Genomic DNA, 16,770 nt, shown 5'->3' with positions numbered 1-16,770 from the left:
CAACTTACATCGTATGAGTGGGACGGTCGGATTTCAGCGCTCCGGCCAGATGAGTTTCGATGCGACTGCGCGCGGTGTCGTCGCCATCGTTGAATTGCACGCCGACACCGGCGGCGCGATTGCCTTGTGCACCTTTGGGGGTGATCCAGGCGACTTTGCCGGCGACGGGAATTTTTTCCGCTTCATCCATCAGGTGCAACAGCATGAACACCTCGTCGCCCAACCGGTAGCTTTTGTTGGTCGGGATGAACAGGCCACCATTCTTGATGAAAGGCATGTAGGCGGCGTAAAGCACCGACTTGTCCTTGATGGTCAGGGACAAGATGCCGTTACGCGGCCCCGGGCTGACAGGTTCAATCATGCTCACCTCCACTGCTGATCTTCAGAGTCTAGGTACACATTCTTATCTTTGACCAGGCAATCCCACCCATTGCACCAACAATGCTTCCAGCAACAGGGCCGGATTGAGGTTGGCCTTGCTCAACACTTTCTGCCGTTGGGCGAGAATCCAGTCCTGAATATCCAGCACTTTGCCCTGCGCGCTTTTCTGCGCCAGGTACTGCACGACCTTGCGCATATCGGCCAGGCCGAGACCGGCTTCGTCCTGAGTCAGTTGATAGCGCAGGATCAGGCTCGACCAGTCGCAGAACCAGTCGAACAGACGCAACATCGGAATGCTTTTCCACTCTTCCGCCAGTTGCGTCGGCGACTGCTGGCCCTTGAGCAACTTCTTCACGCCTTCGACCACTTGCGCGCGCTGTTCACGCACACCTTGCGATTGCAGGCTGACCGCCATCAGCGGCGACCCGGCGGCCAGCGTCAGCAGTTCGACGCGTTCGTCTTCCGCGCAATCCGGCAGCGCCTGGGCCAGCCATTGCAGGCTCATCGCCTCGCCCGGCAGCGGGCAGGCCTGCTGCACGCAACGGCTCTTGATGGTTGGCAACAAACGGCTCGGCTGGTGGCTGACCAACAGCAGAACGGTATCGCCGGACGGTTCTTCAAGGCTTTTGAGCAAGGCGTTGGCAGCGTTGATGTTCATCGACTCGACCGGCTCGATCAGCACCACTTTGCGCCCGCCGAGCTGCGCAGTCTGCACGACGAAACTGACCAGATCACGAACCTGATCGACCTTGATCGCCTTGTCCGCCTCTTCCGGCTCCAGAATGTAATTGTCCGGGTGACTGCCGGCCTTGAGCAGCAGGCAGGATTTGCACTCGCCGCACGCCTCAGGCGTAGGACGCTGACACAGCAGGCTGGCCATCAAGCGTTCGGCCAGAGCACGCTTGCCGATACCGGCGGGACCGTGCAGCAGGTACGCGTGGGCATGCTGACTGCGTCCGGCCAGTTGCTGCCAGAGGCTGTCCTGCCATGGATAGGCCTCAGCCACGAGCCAGCTCCAGCAGATTCGGCAGCAAGGTGTCCAGCGATTGCTGGACCTTGGCCAATGGCTGACCAGCATCGATGCGCACATAGCGCGAAGGATCGGCTTCGGCGCGCTTCAGGAACGCATTGCGCACGTTTTCGAAAAACGCCCGGCCTTCGAGTTCGAAACGATCCAGTCGGCCACGGGCACTGGCGCGGGCCAGACCGATCTCTACGGGCAAATCGAAAATAAGTGTCAGATCGGGCCGCAAGTCGCCCTGCACGAAAGTTTCCAGGTTGGCGATGCGTTCCAGCGACAAACCACGACCGCCGCCCTGGTAGGCGTATGTCGAGTCGGTGAAACGATCACACAGCACCACAGCGCCACGAGCGAGCGCCGGGCGAATCACCTCTGCCAGATGCTGGGCGCGCGCGGCGAACACCAGCAACAGCTCGGCGTCCGGATGCATCACTTCGTCGGCCGGGGTCAGCAACACGTCACGAATCCGCTCGGCCAGCGGCGTACCGCCAGGCTCACGGGTGAGCAGCACTTCGATACCGGCGGCGCGCAGGCGCTCGGCGAGGTACTCGCGATTGGTGCTCTTGCCCGCGCCTTCCGGGCCTTCCAAGGTAATAAACAAGCCAGTCACAGGCAGTCCTTCATCAAAGTCATTGCGCGTTCTGTGGTGCAGCGGCGTCCGGTTCTTGGGCTGGCGCCGGATCTTGCGGCGGCGCTTTCGATGGCACTTCGGGCAGCACCTCGGGCGCGGTGTTCGGCGAGGCCGCCGGAATCGCCTCATCAGTGGCCGGGGCAGTTACTGGTGCCGGGCTGGAACGGTAATCGGCACGGCGCTTGAGCTGGTATTCGCGCACTGCGTTGTTGTGCGCATCCAGATCATCGGAGAACACATGGCTGCCATCGCCACGGGCGACGAAATACAGGCTGCTGCCTTCCACCGGGTTGAGCGCAGCATGAATCGCTTCGCGCCCGACCATCGCAATGGGCGTCGGCGGCAAACCGGGAATCACGTAAGTGTTATAGGGCGTCGGTTCTTTCAGATGCGCGCGGGTCAGTTTGCCTGTGTAGCGATCACCGAGGCCATAAATCACCGTCGGATCGGTCTGCAACTGCATGCCCTGCGCCATGCGCCGTACAAAAACGCCGGCAATCTGCCCGCGCTCCTGCGGAACGCCAGTCTCTTTCTCGACCAGCGAGGCCATGATCAGCGCTTGATAAGGTTCGCTGTAAGGCACATCGGCAGAACGCTGCGCCCACTCTTTGGCGAGCACCTCATCGAGACGATCAAAGGCCTTTTTCAGCAGTTCGGCATCGGACATGCCGCGCACAAAGCGATAGGTATCCGGGAAAAACCGACCTTCAGGGAACAAGCCTTTGTGGCCAATCTTCGCCATGACGTCGCTGTCGCTCAGGCCGGTGAGGGTCTGCTCGAGCTTGTCGTCCTTGGCCAGCGCGGCGCGCACTTGATGGAAAGTCCAGCCTTCGACCAGGGTCAGGCTGTACTGAACCACGTCGCCGCGCTTCCACGAATCGATCAGACCGTTGACGGTCATGCCCGGCTGCATGCGGTACTCGCCGCTGTGAATCGGCGTGCCGGCAAGATTGAAGCGCCAGTAGACACGCAGCCAGAACGCGTCCTTGATGACGCCATCGGTTTCGAGTTCAAGGAAGGTACGGGTCGGTGTAGAGCCTTTCGGCACATCCAGCAGTTGTTCCTGCGGGATGTTCAGGGGCTGTTCCAGCGCCGAATGAATTTTCCAGGCGCTGGCGCCCAACAGCAGCCCTGCCAGAACCAGTCCGGTTTCCAGCAGCAGCAAAAGTTTACGTCTCACGAATCAAGCATCCAGTAGCGCGCGGGCAATGGTTTGCAGTTTACGGGTGAGCGGGCCAACCGGCCAGCTCAGTGCAGCACAGGCGCGTACCGGCCAGACGCCATAAACGCTGTTGCAGACAAACACTTCATCAGCCCATTGCAGCTGTTCGAGGCTGATATCGGCGATTTGCGTGGGGATGGCCAGTGACTCGGCCTGAAACAAAATTTCCGCGCGCATCACACCTGCGACGCCGCAGCGCTTCAAGTCGGGCGTGATCAAGCCACCGTCGCGCACCAGGAAAATATTGCTGAACACGCCCTCAACGACGCGCCCGGCCTGATCAAGCATCAAGCCTTCGGCATGCTCGCTGTCCTGCCATTCGGCGCGGGCGAGTACCTGCTCCAGTCGATTCAGATGTTTGAGCCCGGCCAACAACGGCTGCGTAGATAAACGCGTGTTGCAGGGAAACAGGCGGATGCCGTGCTCGGCATGGGTAGCGGGATAAGCCGCCGGCGGATTGCCTTGCAGAATGCGTCGGCCCTGCGCCGCAGGATCGGGCGCATAACCGCGCAAGCCGTCGCCACGCGTGAGGATGAGCTTGAGCACGCCCTCGCCCATCGCAGCGGCATAGCTGAGCAGCTCATGGCGAACCAGCTCGAGGTCGGTCGCAATGGCCAGACGCGCGGAGCCATCGGCCAGGCGCGTCAGGTGTCGATCCAGCAGGACCGGCTGTCCACTGCGCACGGCAATGGTCTCGAACAGACCATCGCCGTAAGCCAGGCCGCGATCTTTCAGCGACAGCGCGTCAGCCGGTTGACCGTCGACCCAGCTGTCCATCAGCCGGCGAACCGACGGAACGCCAGCGTGCCGTTGGTGCCGCCAAAACCGAAGGAGTTGGACAGCACGACATCGATGTCCATGTTGCGCGCGGTGTGCGCGACGAAATCGAGATCGCAGCCTTCGTCCGGTTCATCAAGGTTGATGGTCGGCGGTGCCACCTGGCTGTTGATTGCCAGCACACTGAAGATCGCTTCGACCGCGCCCGCCGCACCCAACAGGTGGCCAGTCATCGACTTGGTCGAGCTGACAGCCAGTTTGTAGGCGTGATCGCCGAACACCGACTTGATCGCATTGGCTTCGGCAAGGTCGCCGGCCGGGGTCGAGGTGCCGTGGGCGTTGATGTACTGCACTTGGTCGACGTTGATTTTCGCATCGCGCAGGGCATTGGTGATGCAGCGCGCGGCACCGGCGCCATCGGCGGGTGGCGAGGTCATGTGGAACGCGTCGCCACTGGTGCCGAAACCGATCAGCTCGGCGTAGATCGTCGCGCCACGGGCCTTGGCGTGTTCGAGCTCTTCGAGAACCAGAGCGCCGGCACCGTCGGACAGGACGAAGCCGTCACGACCCTTGTCCCATGGACGACTGGCACGAGTCGGCTCGTCGTTGCGGGTCGACAGCGCACGGGACGCGCCGAAGCCGCCCATGCCCAGACCGCAGGCGGCCATTTCCGCACCGCCGGCAATCATCACGTCGGCTTCGTCGTACATGATGTTGCGCGCGGCCATGCCGATGCAGTGCGTACCGGTGGTGCACGCGGTGGCGATGGCGTAGTTGGGTCCCTGTGCGCCCAGATGGATCGACAGGAAACCGGAAATCATATTGATGATCGAGCCAGGCACAAAGAACGGCGAGATCCGTCGTGGACCGGTCTCGTGCAGGGTGCGGCTGGTCTCTTCGATGTTGGTCAGACCGCCAATCCCCGAACCCATGGCCACGCCAATGCGTTCACGGTTGGCATCGGTGACTTCCAGACCGGCGTTGCGCACGGCTTGAAAGCCTGCGGCGAGGCCGTACTGAATGAACAGGTCGAGCTTGCGCGCTTCCTTGACCGACAGGTATTCCTCGACATTGAAGCCTTTGACCGAACCACCGAAGCGGGTCGAATAGGCAGAAAGGTCGGTGTGTTCGATCAGACCAATGCCACTGCGGCCAGCCAGAATGCCCTGCCAACTGCTCGGCACATCCGTGCCCAGTGGCGACAACATACCCATACCGGTGACTACGACGCGTCTACGCGACACAGCACTCTCCTTTTTCAAATGACGACTTTGCATCAGGCCTAAAGAAAAAACCGCACGCCATGATGGCAGTGCGGTTTTTCCATGACAGCAAGCAACGATTACAAACTGTTACGCCTGGTGGCTGGTAACGTAGTCGATTGCAGCTTGTACAGTAGTGATCTTTTCAGCTTCTTCGTCAGGGATTTCGGTCTCGAATTCCTCTTCCAGAGCCATCACCAGCTCAACGGTGTCAAGGGAGTCGGCACCCAGGTCTTCTACGAAGGAAGCGGTGTTGACCACTTCTTCTTCTTTAACACCCAGTTGCTCGGCAACGATTTTCTTGACGCGCTCTTCGATGGTGCTCATACCTTGTTTTCACTCCTAATGGACAAATTCAGGCAGCTGGCCAGTGGGTAAGTGTATAGAAAGCCTTTTCAGTTTTTCAACTGAAAGCTTCACTCCTCAAACCCTGCGGCCCTCTGCCTATAAATAGATTGCAGCTTTATAACGGATTTTAGACAGCTCGTATGACATTTTTTTGAAGCAATCCGTCACATTTTACTTACATGTACATCCCACCGTTCACCGGGATTGTAGCCCCGGTAACGTATGCCGCACCGTCGGATGCAAGAAAAGCGACCACGGACGCGATCTCTTGAGCTTGCCCCAGACGACCCAGCGGAATCTGCGTCTGCAAGGCTTCACGCTGTGCTTCAGGCAGCTCGCGGGTCATATCGGTGTCGATGAACCCTGGGGTTACCGAGTTGACCGTAATCGAACGCGAACCGACTTCACGCGCCATCGCCCGGCTGAAACCTTCCAGACCGGCCTTGGCGGCTGCATAGTTTACTTGGCCGGCGTTGCCCATGGCACCCACCACCGAGCCAATACTGATAATTCGACCCCAGCGAGCCTTGGTCATGCCGCGCAAAACGCCCTTGGACAGGCGATACAGACTGTTCAGGTTGGTATCGATCACGTCGTACCACTCGTCGTCTTTCATGCGCATCATCAGGTTATCGCGGGTGATACCGGCATTATTGACCAGAATCGCCACCGGCGCACCGAACTGCTCCTGAATGCCTGCCAGCACGGCGCTGACCGATTCGTCGCTGGTGACATTGAGTTCGAAACCGGCGCCCTGGATACCGTTTTCCTTCAGGGTCGCAGCAATGCGCTCGGCGCCCGACGCGGAGGTCGCGGTGCCGACAACGATGGCGCCCTGACGACCCAGTTCCAGCGCGATGGCCTGGCCGATACCGCGGCTTGCACCGGTGACCAGTGCAACTTTACCTTGCAGACTCATGCAAGTTTCTCCTGATTCAGGCCTGCGCTGCGCGAGCGGCAGCGAAGGCGTCTGGGGTATTGAGGTTGGAAGTCGAAACGCCTTCGGCGCAACGCTTGTTCAGGCCAGCGAGGACTTTGCCCGGGCCGCATTCGACCAGATTGGTCGCGCCCTTGGCGGCCAAGGTCTGCACCGATTCAACCCAGCGCACTGGCTTGTAGAGCTGTTCAAGCAGATCGCGCTTGAGGGTTTCCAGATCGGCCGGCACTTGCGCGCTGACGTTCTGCACAACCGGAATCTGCGGCGTCTGCCAGTCGATGGCGGCGATGGATTCGGCGAAACGCTCGGCAGCCGGACGCATCAGCTCGCAGTGCGACGGCACGCTCACTGGCAACGGCATGGCGCGTTTGGCACCACGGGCCTTGCAGCCTTCGATGGCGCGCTCGACGGCTGCCTTGGCACCGGCGATCACCACTTGGCCCGGTGAGTTGAAATTCACCGCGCTGACGACTTCACCTTGCGCCGCTTCGGCGCAGGCAGCCAGCACGTCGGCATCTTCCAGGCCGAGGATCGCGGCCATGCCACCCTGCCCGGCCGGCACCGCTTCCTGCATCAACTGACCACGGCGCTCAACGAGCTTGACCGCGTCAGCCAGGCTCAGGCTGCCGGCGGCAACCAGCGCACTGTACTCACCCAGGCTATGGCCGGCGACGAATGCCGGACGCACGCCGCCTTCGGCCAGCCACAGACGCCACAGGGCGATCGACGCGGTCAGAATGGCCGGTTGGGTTTTGTCGGTTTGGTTGAGCAGCTCTTCCGGGCCCTGCTGGGTCAGTGCCCACAGGTCGTAGCCCAGCGCAGCAGAGGCTTCTTGAAAGGTTTCGAGGATCAGCGGATGTTGCGCGCCCAGCTCGGCCAGCATGCCGAGGGACTGCGAACCCTGTCCTGGAAAGACGAATGCGAGGGAAGCAGACATGTAACAAGCCCCTAATGATCTTGTCGTCGGAAAATAACGCCCCGTTGGGGACGCCAGAAACTGACAGTTTGGATGGCCCTTTGAACCGGGCGGTCACATTTAAGCATTGTCCGACGAAAACGCCTAAGACAACAGTTCCTCCAGACGACCGTGGAGACGCTCGGGCAGGTTCTCCTGAATCTCGATCAGCGCCCGTTGAATGGCACTCTGAAAGCCCTGCACCCCGGCCGATCCGTGGCTTTTCACAACGATGCCCTGCAAGCCGAGAAAGCTTGCGCCATTATGTCGCGCCGGGGCCAAGTCGGCCTGCAGACGCTTCATCAACGGCAACGCGAGGGCGCCGACCGCACGAGAGGCCATGTTTTTCTTGAACAAGGCCTCGATGCGCGCGGCAATCATCGTCGCCAGACCTTCGCTGGACTTGAGCAGGATGTTGCCGACGAAGCCGTCACAAACCACTACGTCTGCCTCACCGCGATACAAGCCGTCGCCTTCGATAAAACCGATGTAGTTGATCCCGCGCGCAGCCTGCAACAGCGTGGCGGCCAGTTTGACCTGCTGATTGCCCTTGATGTCTTCGGTGCCGATGTTCAGCAGTGCTACACGCGGACGGGCGATACCCAAGGTCTGCGCGGCCACCGAACCCATCACAGCAAACTGCAACAGATGCTCGGCGCTGCAATCGACGTTGGCGCCCAGATCGAGCAGCTGGCAATAACCGGTCTGCGTCGGAATCGCCGCGACCATGGCCGGACGATCGATGCCCGGCAATGTCTTCAACACGAAACGCGACAACGCCATCAACGCACCGGTATTGCCGGCACTGACACAGGCCTGCACCTTGCCATCGCGCAGCAGTTCGAGGGCGACACGCATCGACGAATCCGGCTTGCCACGCAGGGCCTGTGCGGGTTTTTCGTCCATGGTGATGACTTCGCTGGCCGCAACAATCGTCAGGCGCGCGCGATCGGCAGCCGACTGGCCGTGGATCAGTTCTTCAAGAAGGGAGGGTTGACCGACGAGGGTCAGGTGCAGCGAGGGTGTAGCAGACAGGCAAGCGAGACTGGCCTGAACAATGCTGCGGGGACCGAAGTCCCCGCCCATTGCGTCAATCGCGATGACTTGAGCAGACAAGTGATTACTCGTCAGCGCCCTTGTCGATCACTTTACGACCACGGTATACGCCTTCTGGCGATACGTGGTGACGCAGGTGAACTTCACCAGTGGTTTTTTCTACAGACAGGGTGCTAGCCTCGAGAGCGTCGTGCGAACGGCGCATGTCACGGGCAGAGCGGGATTTTTTGTTCTGCTGAACAGCCATAATTGATTAACTCCTAAACGTTTGGGTCACGCTTTAACTGCGCCAATACACTGAACGGGTTGGACCGCGTTACCTCGTCCTCGCTCGGTTCGGGCTCATCTGCTCCCGCCGGCTGCTGGCATTCTTCCGGATGATGAGCAGGCACAATGGGCAAGGCGAGCAGAAGCTCCTCCTCGATCAGTGACTGCAGATCCAATGGATCTTCGCCCAGTTCCAGCACGTCATAACCTTTCGGCAACGACTGGGTATTCGCACCCTCCTTCACCACCGCGTAACTGCATTCGCTGTGGATCGGCAGGGTGACCAGCTCAAGACAACGCTGGCAAACCATTTTGACTTCGGTGTCGATAAAGCTGTGGATGACCACAGACTTACGTTCATCTCGTTCAAAAACGAATTTGGCCTGCACCGTACCGACATCGTCGGAAAGCGGGTCGCAGAGTCTCTTCAAATCGGCCAGCAGCAGTTCACCTTGAAGGGTGGTGCCACGGTCAGCCAATTTGCGCGGGTCAACGTGAGGTGGAATCGGGTCATTCAACATAGGCGCAGCATTATAGGGATGCACCCACCCATGTCAAAGGAAATTGTGCCCTGTCCGTCACTTGCGCGCCTCCGCTAGAATCCGCACCTGCCTCAGGAGACGTCCATGCTGCCTTTATTACTCGCTTCAAGCTCGACTTATCGCCGCGAATTGCTCGCCCGCCTGCACCTGCCGTTCGTCTGCAGCTCGCCGGACATCGACGAAAGCCACCGCCCGGGCGAATCCGCGATCGATCTGGTCAAACGCCTCGCCGAGGAAAAAGCCCGCGCCCTGGCGGACAGCCACCCTGCTCATCTGATCATTGGCTCGGATCAGGTCGCCGTCCTCGGCGAACAGATCATCGGCAAGCCGCACACCTTCGCTAAGGCTCGCGAGCAATTGATGGCGGCGAGCGGCGCGAGCGTGACCTTCCTGACCGGCCTGGCACTGCTCAACAGCCACACCGGGCAATGCCAGGTCGACTGCGTGCCGTTTACCGTGCACATGCGTCAGCTGGATCAGGCGCGCATCGAACGCTACCTGCGCATCGAGCAACCGTACGACTGCGCCGGCAGCTTCAAGGCCGAAGGACTGGGCGTGAGCCTGTTTCAATCGACCGAAGGCCCGGATGCCACCAGCCTGATCGGCCTGCCGCTGATTCGCCTGATCGACATGTTGTTGGTCGAAGGCGTGCAAATCCCTTAAAAGCAAAAGATCGCAGCCTTCGGCAGCTCCTACACCGATCCGTGCAAGAGTTGCCGCCGACTGCGATCTTTCGACCTTGAAACGTCTTACCGCAACGAAGGCCCGTGGAAACCCATCCACATCGCCAACTGCTCGGCCACGCTGGCGCCGAGCTTTTTCGAGAAGCGATCAAACGGCGATTCCTGCACGGTGAAGTCCACCAGTTCCTTCTCGCCAATCACATCACGCGCCACCGAACTGGCACTGCCCAAGCCATCGATCAGACCCAGCGGCAGCGCCTGCTCACCCGACCAGACCAGCCCGGAAAACAGCTCCGGATGCTCTTTGTCCTTCAGGCGATCACCACGACCCTGCTTGACGCTGTTGATGAACTGCTTGTGCGTGGTGTCGAGCACGCTTTGCCAGAAGGCGGTTTCTTCAGGCTTTTGCGGCTGGAACGGATCAAGAAATGCCTTGTGCTCACCCGAGGTGTAGGTGCGACGCTCAACCCCGAGCTTTTCCATGGTGCCGACAAAACCGTAACCCGCTGCTGTCACGCCGATCGAGCCGACCAGACTGGCCTTGTCGGCGTAGATCTGATCCGCCGCGCTGGCGATGTAATAGGCGCCCGAAGCACCAAGATCGGAAATCACTGCGTAGAGCTTGATCTCTGGATGCAGGCCACGCAAACGCTTGATCTCGTCATAGACATAACCGGACTGCACCGGACTGCCGCCCGGACTGTTGATGCGCAGGACCACGCCCTTGACCTTCTTGTCTTCGAACGCCGCGCGCAGACTGCCAACGATATTGTCAGCGCTGGCCGGCTCTTTGTCGGCGATTACGCCGTCGATCTCGATCAACGCCGTGTAGTTCGGGCCGCGGGTGGCGCTTTTTTCCATGTCCATCAGCGGCGTGAACAGCAGCAGCGCAACAAACAGATAAACAAACGTCAGCAGCTTGAAGAAAATCCCCCAGCGCCGCGAACGGCGTTGTTCCTGCACGCCGGCCAGCAAAGTCTTTTCCAACAGCTTCCAGCTTTTCGCGTCACCGTCGTCGGCACTTGCCTTGGCCGGTGCTTTCCATTCGTCGGTCATGCCATCTACCTCAGCAAAAACGTATTAAGCCCGCTGACCCAGCCAGGCGTGCAATTCAGAAAAACGGTCGATCGACAGGCGCGGCTCGAACTGTTGCAGGGACTCGATCGATTGCGCGCCATAACTGACCGCCACCGAATCCATCCCCGCGTTGCGCGCCATCAGCAGATCGAACGACGAATCACCGACCATCAACGCCTGCTGCGGGCGTACGCCGCAGTGGCTAACAATCTGCTCAAGCATCAGAGGGTGTGGCTTGCTGGCAGTTTCATCGGCAGCGCGGGTGATATCGAAATAATCTTCCCAGCCATTGGCCTTGAGCACCCGATCCAGCCCGCGACGGTTCTTGCCGGTCGCTACCGCCAGGTGATAACCCTGCTCGCGAAACGATGCCATCGACTCGACCACGCCCTCGAACAGCGGCGACGGCACGGCTTCGGCAGCGATGTAGTGATCGGCGTAATACTCACGAAACGCGAGCATTTCTGCGTCGCTGATTTCGGGGTACAGCGTGCGAATCGCCTCCGGCAAGCCAAGACCGATGATGCCTTTGACGGCGAAGTCATCGCGCAGCTCGAAACCGGAACGCCCGGACGCCGAGTGCATCGCCTCGACGATCCGATGAATGGAATCGGCAAGGGTGCCGTCCCAGTCGAAAATCAACAGCTTGTAATCAGATGGGCGCACTCAATCGCTCCACGGTCTTGGCCCACATTTCATCGACGGGCGCTTGCAGATTCAGCTTGCCGCCGTCGGGCAGCGGCACGGTCAGCATGTAAGCGTGCAGGAACAGGCGCTTACCGCCCAGATCGCGGATTTCCTTGGTGAAATCCTCGTCGCCATACTTGCTGTCACCGGCAATGCAATGGCCAGCATGCAAGGTGTGCACGCGAATCTGGTGGGTACGACCAGTAACCGGTTTCGCCTCGACCATGGTGGCAAAATCGCCGAAGCGGCGCAGCACCTTGAACAGCGTCAGGGCTTCTTTGCCTTCATCGTTAACTTCGACCATGCGCTCGCCGGAGCGCAGATTGCTCTTGAGCAACGGTGCGCGAACCTGCTTGATCGAGGTTGCCCAGTTGCCACGGACCAGCGCCATGTAGCGCTTGTCGACGCCATCGCCACGCAGCTGCTCGTGCAGATGGCGCAACATGCTGCGTTTTTTGGCGATCATCAGCAGGCCGGAGGTGTCACGGTCGAGACGGTGAACCAGCTCCAGCTCCTTGGCGTCGGGACGCAACTGACGAAAGGCTTCGATCACGCCGAAATTCAGCCCGCTGCCGCCATGAACCGCAATGCCGGCGGGCTTGTTGATCACGATCAGGGCCTTATCTTCGAAGACAATCGAGGCTTCCAGGCGCTGCAACAGCCCCTGGGCCAGCGGCACCGGTTCGTCGCGCTCAGGCACGCGAACCGGCGGCACGCGCACGATGTCGCCGGCCTGCAGCTTGTATTCGGGCTTGATCCGACCTTTGTTCACACGCACTTCGCCTTTGCGCAAAATGCGGTAGATCAAGGTCTTGGGCACGCCTTTGAGCCGGGCGAGGAGAAAGTTGTCGATTCGTTGGCCGGCATACTCCGGCGAGACTTCAAGCAGTTGAACGCCTGGAGTCGAAGGGGCAGTAGTTGTCATGCCGCGGATGATAACAATTTTTATGGAATTGAAGCACTTAATCATTGCTGCTATAGTCGCGAACGCCGCCAAAAGCGGCCTGGACAGCGGAACCACGGTCAAAGACCGGCCCTGACCAACGCAATTCACCAGGGCGCGAGGCCGTCCTACGGGGCTTTCGCTACGTAACGGTGGAGTTTGCGGTTGTAACGAGCGCAGGTGACATGAGGCCTGAATTACACCGCCGAGCAGAGTTCTCACTCGCCCGGCAGGCAACATTCAAGGCCAGTTCACAAAGTGCAGTCGACTGCGAATGACCCCGAGCGATTGCTTCGGAAACATCGCCTGAATTAGCCATGATGCGTGACCTCCCCTTTCGGAGCTCACGGTAAATGCCAACCCGCTGCGGATTCTGCGCGCGGCAGCACCCGAATTATCAGGGATACGTGTAGGGTGGAGATGCACAACCGCCGGACTGTGTAGCAACAAGCTTTGATCAAGACGCTTCATCTCGTCCACAGCCGCTGGTTGATTCCTCCTCCTGACTGAGTGCTTAAGTAGCCACAGCAAGCAGGACGCGTACGTCGCGGTATCGGCCCAATTGGCCGCACATCGCTGGACACGGGAATGGCCAACCACTCCCGACGCACCTGACACCGACCGTGAGAAGTCGTGTGTGCCGAACGCCGTTTCCGGCAGCCCGGAAACCGACGGTACTACATGAAAAGAATGCTGATTAACGCAACTCAACCCGAAGAGTTGCGTGTTGCACTGGTAGATGGCCAGCGCCTCTACGACCTGGACATCGAATCCGGTGCACGCGAGCAGAAGAAGGCCAACATCTATAAAGGCCGTATCACTCGCATCGAACCAAGCCTTGAGGCTGCCTTTGTCGATTTCGGCTCCGAGCGCCACGGCTTCCTGCCCCTCAAAGAAATCTCCCGCGAATACTTCAAGAAAGCCCCAGAAGGCCGCGTCAACATCAAGGACGTCCTGAGCGAAGGCCAGGAAGTCATCGTTCAGGTCGAGAAAGAAGAACGTGGCAACAAGGGCGCCGCCCTGACCACCTTCATCAGCCTGGCCGGTCGTTACCTCGTACTGATGCCGAACAACCCGCGTGCCGGCGGCATCTCCCGTCGCATCGAAGGTGAAGAGCGCAACGAACTGCGTGAAGCGCTGAACGGCCTGGTTGCTCCGGCCGACATGGGTCTGATCGTGCGCACTGCCGGCCTGGGCCGCAGCAGCGAAGAAATGCAGTGGGACCTCGACTACCTGCTGCAACTGTGGACCGCCATCAAAGAAGCCTCGCTGGATCGCTCCGCGCCATTCCTGATCTACCAGGAAAGCAACGTGATCATCCGCGCCATCCGCGATTACCTGCGCCAGGACATCGGCGAAGTGCTGATCGACAGCGTTGAAGCCCAGGACGAAGCCCTGACCTTCATCCGCCAGGTGATGCCGCAGTACGCCAGCAAGATCAAGCTGTACGAAGACAGCGTGCCGCTGTTCAACCGTTTCCAGATCGAAAGCCAGATCGAGACCGCATTCCAGCGCGTCGTCGAACTGCCTTCCGGCGGCTCCATCGTCATCGATCCGACCGAAGCCCTGGTGTCCATCGACATCAACTCGGCGCGCGCCACCAAAGGCAGCGACATCGAAGAAACCGCCCTGCAGACCAACCTTGAAGCCGCCGAAGAAATCGCCCGTCAGTTGCGCCTGCGCGACATCGGCGGCCTGATCGTCATCGACTTCATCGACATGACCCCGGCCAAGAACCAGCGCGCCGTGGAAGAGAAAGTCCGCGAATGCCTGGAAGCTGACCGCGCCCGCGTGCAGATCGGTCGCATCTCGCGTTTCGGCCTGCTGGAAATGTCCCGTCAGCGCCTGCGTCCATCGCTGGGTGAAAGCAGCGGCATCGTCTGCCCGCGTTGCAACGGCACCGGCATCATCCGTGACGTTGAATCGCTGTCGCTGGCCATCCTGCGCCTGATCGAAGAAGAAGCTCTGAAAGACCGCACCGCCGAAGTTCGCGCGCAAGTGCCGATCCCGGTCGCCGCGTTCCTGCTCAACGAAAAACGCAACTCGATCACCAAGATCGAACTGCGCACCCGTGCCCGCATCGTCATTCTGCCGAACGATCACCTCGAAACGCCGCACTTCGAAGTACAGCGTCTGCGTGACGACAGCCCGGAAGCTGCGACCAACCAGTCCAGCTACGAAATCGCTGCCGCCGCTGCCGAAGTCGAAGAAGTCCAGCCAGCCGCTGCGACCCGCACTCTGGTTCGCCAGGAAGCTGCAGTGAAAACTGCGCCGGCCCGTGCCAACGCACCGGTGCCGACTGAAGTTGCCCCTGCCGCACCTGCTCCGGCACCCGCTGCCGCGCCTGAGCCAAGCCTGTTCAAGGGCCTGGTGAAGTCGCTGGTCAGCCTGTTCGCCACCAAGGAAGAGCCAGCCGCACCGGTCGCGGTTGCGAAACCGGCTGCCACCGAGCGCCCTGCCCGCAACGAAGAGCGCCGCAACGGTCGTCAGCAGAGCCGCAACCGCAACGGTCGCCGCGATGAAGAACGCAAGCCGCGCGAAGAACGTGCTCCACGTGAAGAGCGCGCACCACGCGAGCCGCGCGAAGAGCGCCAGCCACGTGAAGCCCGCGAGCCGCGTGAAACCCGCAGCGAAGCGCCGGTAGCCCGCGAAGAGCGCGCACCACGTGCCCCGCGTGAAGAACGTGCACCGCGTGCCCCACGTGAAGATCGCAAGCCGCGTGGCGAGCGTGAAGAACGCGTGCGTGAACTGCGCGAGCCGCTGGACGCCGCGCCAGCCGCAGCCGCAGCTGTTGCTGCCGTGACCGCTGAAGAGCGTCCGGCCCGTCAGCCACGCGAAGAACGCGCTCCGCGTCCGCCGCGTGAAGAGCGTCAACCGCGTGCCGAGCAGGCCGCTGCTGCCGTCGCTGAAGAAGAAGTGAACAGCAACAACGAAGAGCAACTGCCGGAAGACGGTCAGGATAACGCCGAAGGCGATCGTCCACGTCGTCGCTCCCGTGGTCAGCGCCGTCGCAGCAACCGTCGCGAGCGTCAACGTGATGCCAACGGCAACGTGATCGAAGGTTCGGAAGAGTCCGAGTCCGCTGAAAACGCTGGCGAGCCAAGCACTGCCGATCTGGCCGCTGGCCTGGCCGTCACCGCCGCTGTTGCCAGCAGCACCATCAGCGCTCCGGCAGAAGCCCAAGCCCACGAGCAGGCTGAACGCGCCACCGCCGCCACACTGGAAACCGCTCCAGTCGAAGCGCCGGCTGTCGAAGCCACCACACCAGTGGAAGTGACTGCTGCACCGGAAATCGAAGTCGCTCCGGTCCGCGAAGCTCAACCTCAGGCTGAAGCAACTGCCGAACCGGAAGCTGTCGTCGAAGCACCAACGGCCATCACTGAGCCAGCGGTAGAAACCGTCAGCGAAAACGTGACCAAGACCGTGCGTGAAGTTCGCGAAGAGCAGACTGCGTTCAACTGGGTTGCCGAGCCAGCCGTCACCGAAGCCCCAGCGCCAGTCGCTGAAGCCGAAGTGCCGCAAGCCATGGTTTCCGAGCCAGTAGTTGCAGCAGCAGAGCCGGCGCCGACACCAGTGGTTGAAGCTCCGGTTGCCGAAGCTCAGGTTGAAGAAGCACCAGCCGCAGTCGAAGCGCCAGCCCCTGTGGTTGAAGCACCGGCTCCGGTCAGCGCCCTGACGCCAAACGGCCGTGCGCCAAACGACCCGCGTGAAGTGCGTCGTCGCAAGCGTGAAGCCGAGCGTCTGCAGAAGGAAGCCGAACTGGCTGCCGCTGCAGCGCCAGTGGCTGCCGAACCAGCCGCTGCGGCTGAAGTGGTCGAGGCAGCCCCTGCCCCGGTCGCGGAAGAAGCATCGGTTGAAGCGGTGATCGCTGAAGCACCACGCTCCGTTCAGGACGCGGTTGAACAGCGCGAAGAAGCCCAGGAAAAAGAGCACGAGCCTAAACCACTCGTGTAATTCCTGAAGCCAATAAAAAGCCCCGCC

The 16,770-nt window shown here is 60.6% G+C and carries 17 protein-coding genes; 2 read left to right on the top strand and 15 right to left on the bottom strand.

From position 1 onward, the window contains the following. Window positions 1–4 precede the first annotated feature (4 nt). The 12 genes from KVG85_RS01610 to KVG85_RS01555 all read right to left on the bottom strand — a co-directional run bounded on the left by KVG85_RS01610 (window position 5) and on the right by KVG85_RS01555 (window position 9,378). Complete coding sequence (locus KVG85_RS01610) at window positions 5–361, bottom strand: PilZ domain-containing protein (RefSeq protein ID WP_016770983.1); 357 nt, start codon at window positions 359–361, stop codon at window positions 5–7. Between the two features lie 42 nt (window positions 362–403). Then, window positions 404–1,387, bottom strand: coding sequence for a DNA polymerase III subunit delta' (locus KVG85_RS01605; RefSeq protein WP_016770984.1), 984 nt, complete (start codon window positions 1,385–1,387; stop codon window positions 404–406). Continuing rightward, window positions 1,380–2,012: a dTMP kinase gene (gene tmk / locus KVG85_RS01600; protein ID WP_122507589.1), complete on the bottom strand. Its 633-nt coding sequence runs from the start codon at window positions 2,010–2,012 to the stop codon at window positions 1,380–1,382. The genes KVG85_RS01605 and tmk overlap by 8 nt, the downstream gene beginning before the upstream one ends. A gap of 19 nt (window positions 2,013–2,031) precedes the next feature. Continuing rightward, entirely contained in the window at window positions 2,032–3,213 is a 1,182-nt protein-coding gene (gene mltG / locus KVG85_RS01595) for an endolytic transglycosylase MltG (protein WP_217862823.1), read from the bottom strand. Between the two features lie 3 nt (window positions 3,214–3,216). Then, window positions 3,217–4,032 (bottom strand): aminodeoxychorismate lyase, encoded by an 816-nt coding sequence (gene pabC / locus KVG85_RS01590; RefSeq protein WP_217862822.1) that lies wholly within the window; start codon window positions 4,030–4,032, stop codon window positions 3,217–3,219. Continuing rightward, window positions 4,032–5,276, bottom strand: a complete 1,245-nt coding sequence (fabF, locus tag KVG85_RS01585) for a beta-ketoacyl-ACP synthase II (RefSeq protein WP_038860467.1) — start codon at window positions 5,274–5,276, stop codon at window positions 4,032–4,034. The genes pabC and fabF overlap by 1 nt, the downstream gene beginning before the upstream one ends. A 108-nt stretch (window positions 5,277–5,384) precedes the next feature. Continuing rightward, a complete protein-coding gene (acpP, locus tag KVG85_RS01580; RefSeq protein ID WP_003175607.1) occupies window positions 5,385–5,621 on the bottom strand; it encodes an acyl carrier protein in 237 nt (78 codons plus the stop codon). 196 nt (window positions 5,622–5,817) lie between these two features. Next, entirely contained in the window at window positions 5,818–6,561 is a 744-nt protein-coding gene (gene fabG / locus KVG85_RS01575) for a 3-oxoacyl-ACP reductase FabG (protein ID WP_016770989.1), read from the bottom strand. Window positions 6,562–6,577: 16 nt separating this feature from the next. Further along, window positions 6,578–7,516 (bottom strand): ACP S-malonyltransferase, encoded by a 939-nt coding sequence (fabD, locus tag KVG85_RS01570; protein ID WP_039760163.1) that lies wholly within the window; start codon window positions 7,514–7,516, stop codon window positions 6,578–6,580. A 123-nt stretch (window positions 7,517–7,639) separates the two neighbouring features. Further along, window positions 7,640–8,650: a phosphate acyltransferase PlsX gene (gene plsX / locus KVG85_RS01565; RefSeq protein WP_264083031.1), complete on the bottom strand. Its 1,011-nt coding sequence runs from the start codon at window positions 8,648–8,650 to the stop codon at window positions 7,640–7,642. A gap of 4 nt (window positions 8,651–8,654) precedes the next feature. Then, window positions 8,655–8,837 (bottom strand): 50S ribosomal protein L32, encoded by a 183-nt coding sequence (gene rpmF / locus KVG85_RS01560; protein WP_003179396.1) that lies wholly within the window; start codon window positions 8,835–8,837, stop codon window positions 8,655–8,657. Window positions 8,838–8,850: 13 nt separating this feature from the next. Then, window positions 8,851–9,378 (bottom strand): YceD family protein, encoded by a 528-nt coding sequence (locus tag KVG85_RS01555; protein ID WP_003204262.1) that lies wholly within the window; start codon window positions 9,376–9,378, stop codon window positions 8,851–8,853. A 105-nt stretch (window positions 9,379–9,483) separates the two neighbouring features. Between KVG85_RS01555 and KVG85_RS01550 the strand changes: the two genes are divergently transcribed. Next, on the top strand, window positions 9,484–10,062 hold the full coding sequence (locus tag KVG85_RS01550) for a Maf family protein (RefSeq protein ID WP_217862821.1): 579 nt from the start codon (window positions 9,484–9,486) through the stop codon (window positions 10,060–10,062). A gap of 86 nt (window positions 10,063–10,148) precedes the next feature. Here the strand turns inward: KVG85_RS01550 and sppA are convergent, their stop codons facing one another. Genes sppA through rluC form a run of 3 tightly spaced genes read right to left on the bottom strand, consistent with a single transcriptional unit; the run spans window position 10,149 to window position 12,771 of the window. After that, window positions 10,149–11,138 (bottom strand): signal peptide peptidase SppA, encoded by a 990-nt coding sequence (gene sppA / locus KVG85_RS01545; RefSeq protein ID WP_071173216.1) that lies wholly within the window; start codon window positions 11,136–11,138, stop codon window positions 10,149–10,151. Between the two features lie 24 nt (window positions 11,139–11,162). Continuing rightward, window positions 11,163–11,825, bottom strand: a complete 663-nt coding sequence (locus KVG85_RS01540) for an HAD-IA family hydrolase (RefSeq protein ID WP_217862820.1) — start codon at window positions 11,823–11,825, stop codon at window positions 11,163–11,165. Next, window positions 11,812–12,771, bottom strand: a complete 960-nt coding sequence (gene rluC, locus KVG85_RS01535; protein ID WP_016770994.1) for a 23S rRNA pseudouridine(955/2504/2580) synthase RluC — start codon at window positions 12,769–12,771, stop codon at window positions 11,812–11,814. The genes KVG85_RS01540 and rluC overlap by 14 nt, the downstream gene beginning before the upstream one ends. Window positions 12,772–13,470: 699 nt before the next feature. Here rluC and rne point away from each other — a divergent pair. Further along, window positions 13,471–16,743, top strand: a complete 3,273-nt coding sequence (gene rne / locus KVG85_RS01530; protein WP_217862819.1) for a ribonuclease E — start codon at window positions 13,471–13,473, stop codon at window positions 16,741–16,743. Window positions 16,744–16,770 lie beyond the last annotated feature (27 nt).

The sequence above is a fragment of the Pseudomonas triticicola genome (assembly GCF_019145375.1).
Taxonomy (GTDB): domain Bacteria; phylum Pseudomonadota; class Gammaproteobacteria; order Pseudomonadales; family Pseudomonadaceae; genus Aquipseudomonas; species Aquipseudomonas triticicola.
This window is presented reverse-complemented; position numbering and strand designations above follow the sequence as displayed.

Coding starts and splice junctions, on each gene's coding strand:
- KVG85_RS01610 (WP_016770983.1), bottom strand. CDS start 361: ATGATTGAACCTGTCAGCCCGGGGCCGCGTAACGGCATCTTGTCCCTG.
- pabC (WP_217862822.1), bottom strand. CDS start 4,032: ATGGACAGCTGGGTCGACGGTCAACCGGCTGACGCGCTGTCGCTGAAA.
- acpP (WP_003175607.1), bottom strand. CDS start 5,621: ATGAGCACCATCGAAGAGCGCGTCAAGAAAATCGTTGCCGAGCAACTG.
- fabG (WP_016770989.1), bottom strand. CDS start 6,561: ATGAGTCTGCAAGGTAAAGTTGCACTGGTCACCGGTGCAAGCCGCGGT.
- fabD (WP_039760163.1), bottom strand. CDS start 7,516: ATGTCTGCTTCCCTCGCATTCGTCTTTCCAGGACAGGGTTCGCAGTCC.
- rpmF (WP_003179396.1), bottom strand. CDS start 8,837: ATGGCTGTTCAGCAGAACAAAAAATCCCGCTCTGCCCGTGACATGCGC.
- KVG85_RS01555 (WP_003204262.1), bottom strand. CDS start 9,378: ATGTTGAATGACCCGATTCCACCTCACGTTGACCCGCGCAAATTGGCT.
- KVG85_RS01550 (WP_217862821.1), top strand. CDS start 9,484: ATGCTGCCTTTATTACTCGCTTCAAGCTCGACTTATCGCCGCGAATTG.
- sppA (WP_071173216.1), bottom strand. CDS start 11,138: ATGACCGACGAATGGAAAGCACCGGCCAAGGCAAGTGCCGACGACGGT.
- rluC (WP_016770994.1), bottom strand. CDS start 12,771: ATGACAACTACTGCCCCTTCGACTCCAGGCGTTCAACTGCTTGAAGTC.
- rne (WP_217862819.1), top strand. CDS start 13,471: ATGAAAAGAATGCTGATTAACGCAACTCAACCCGAAGAGTTGCGTGTT.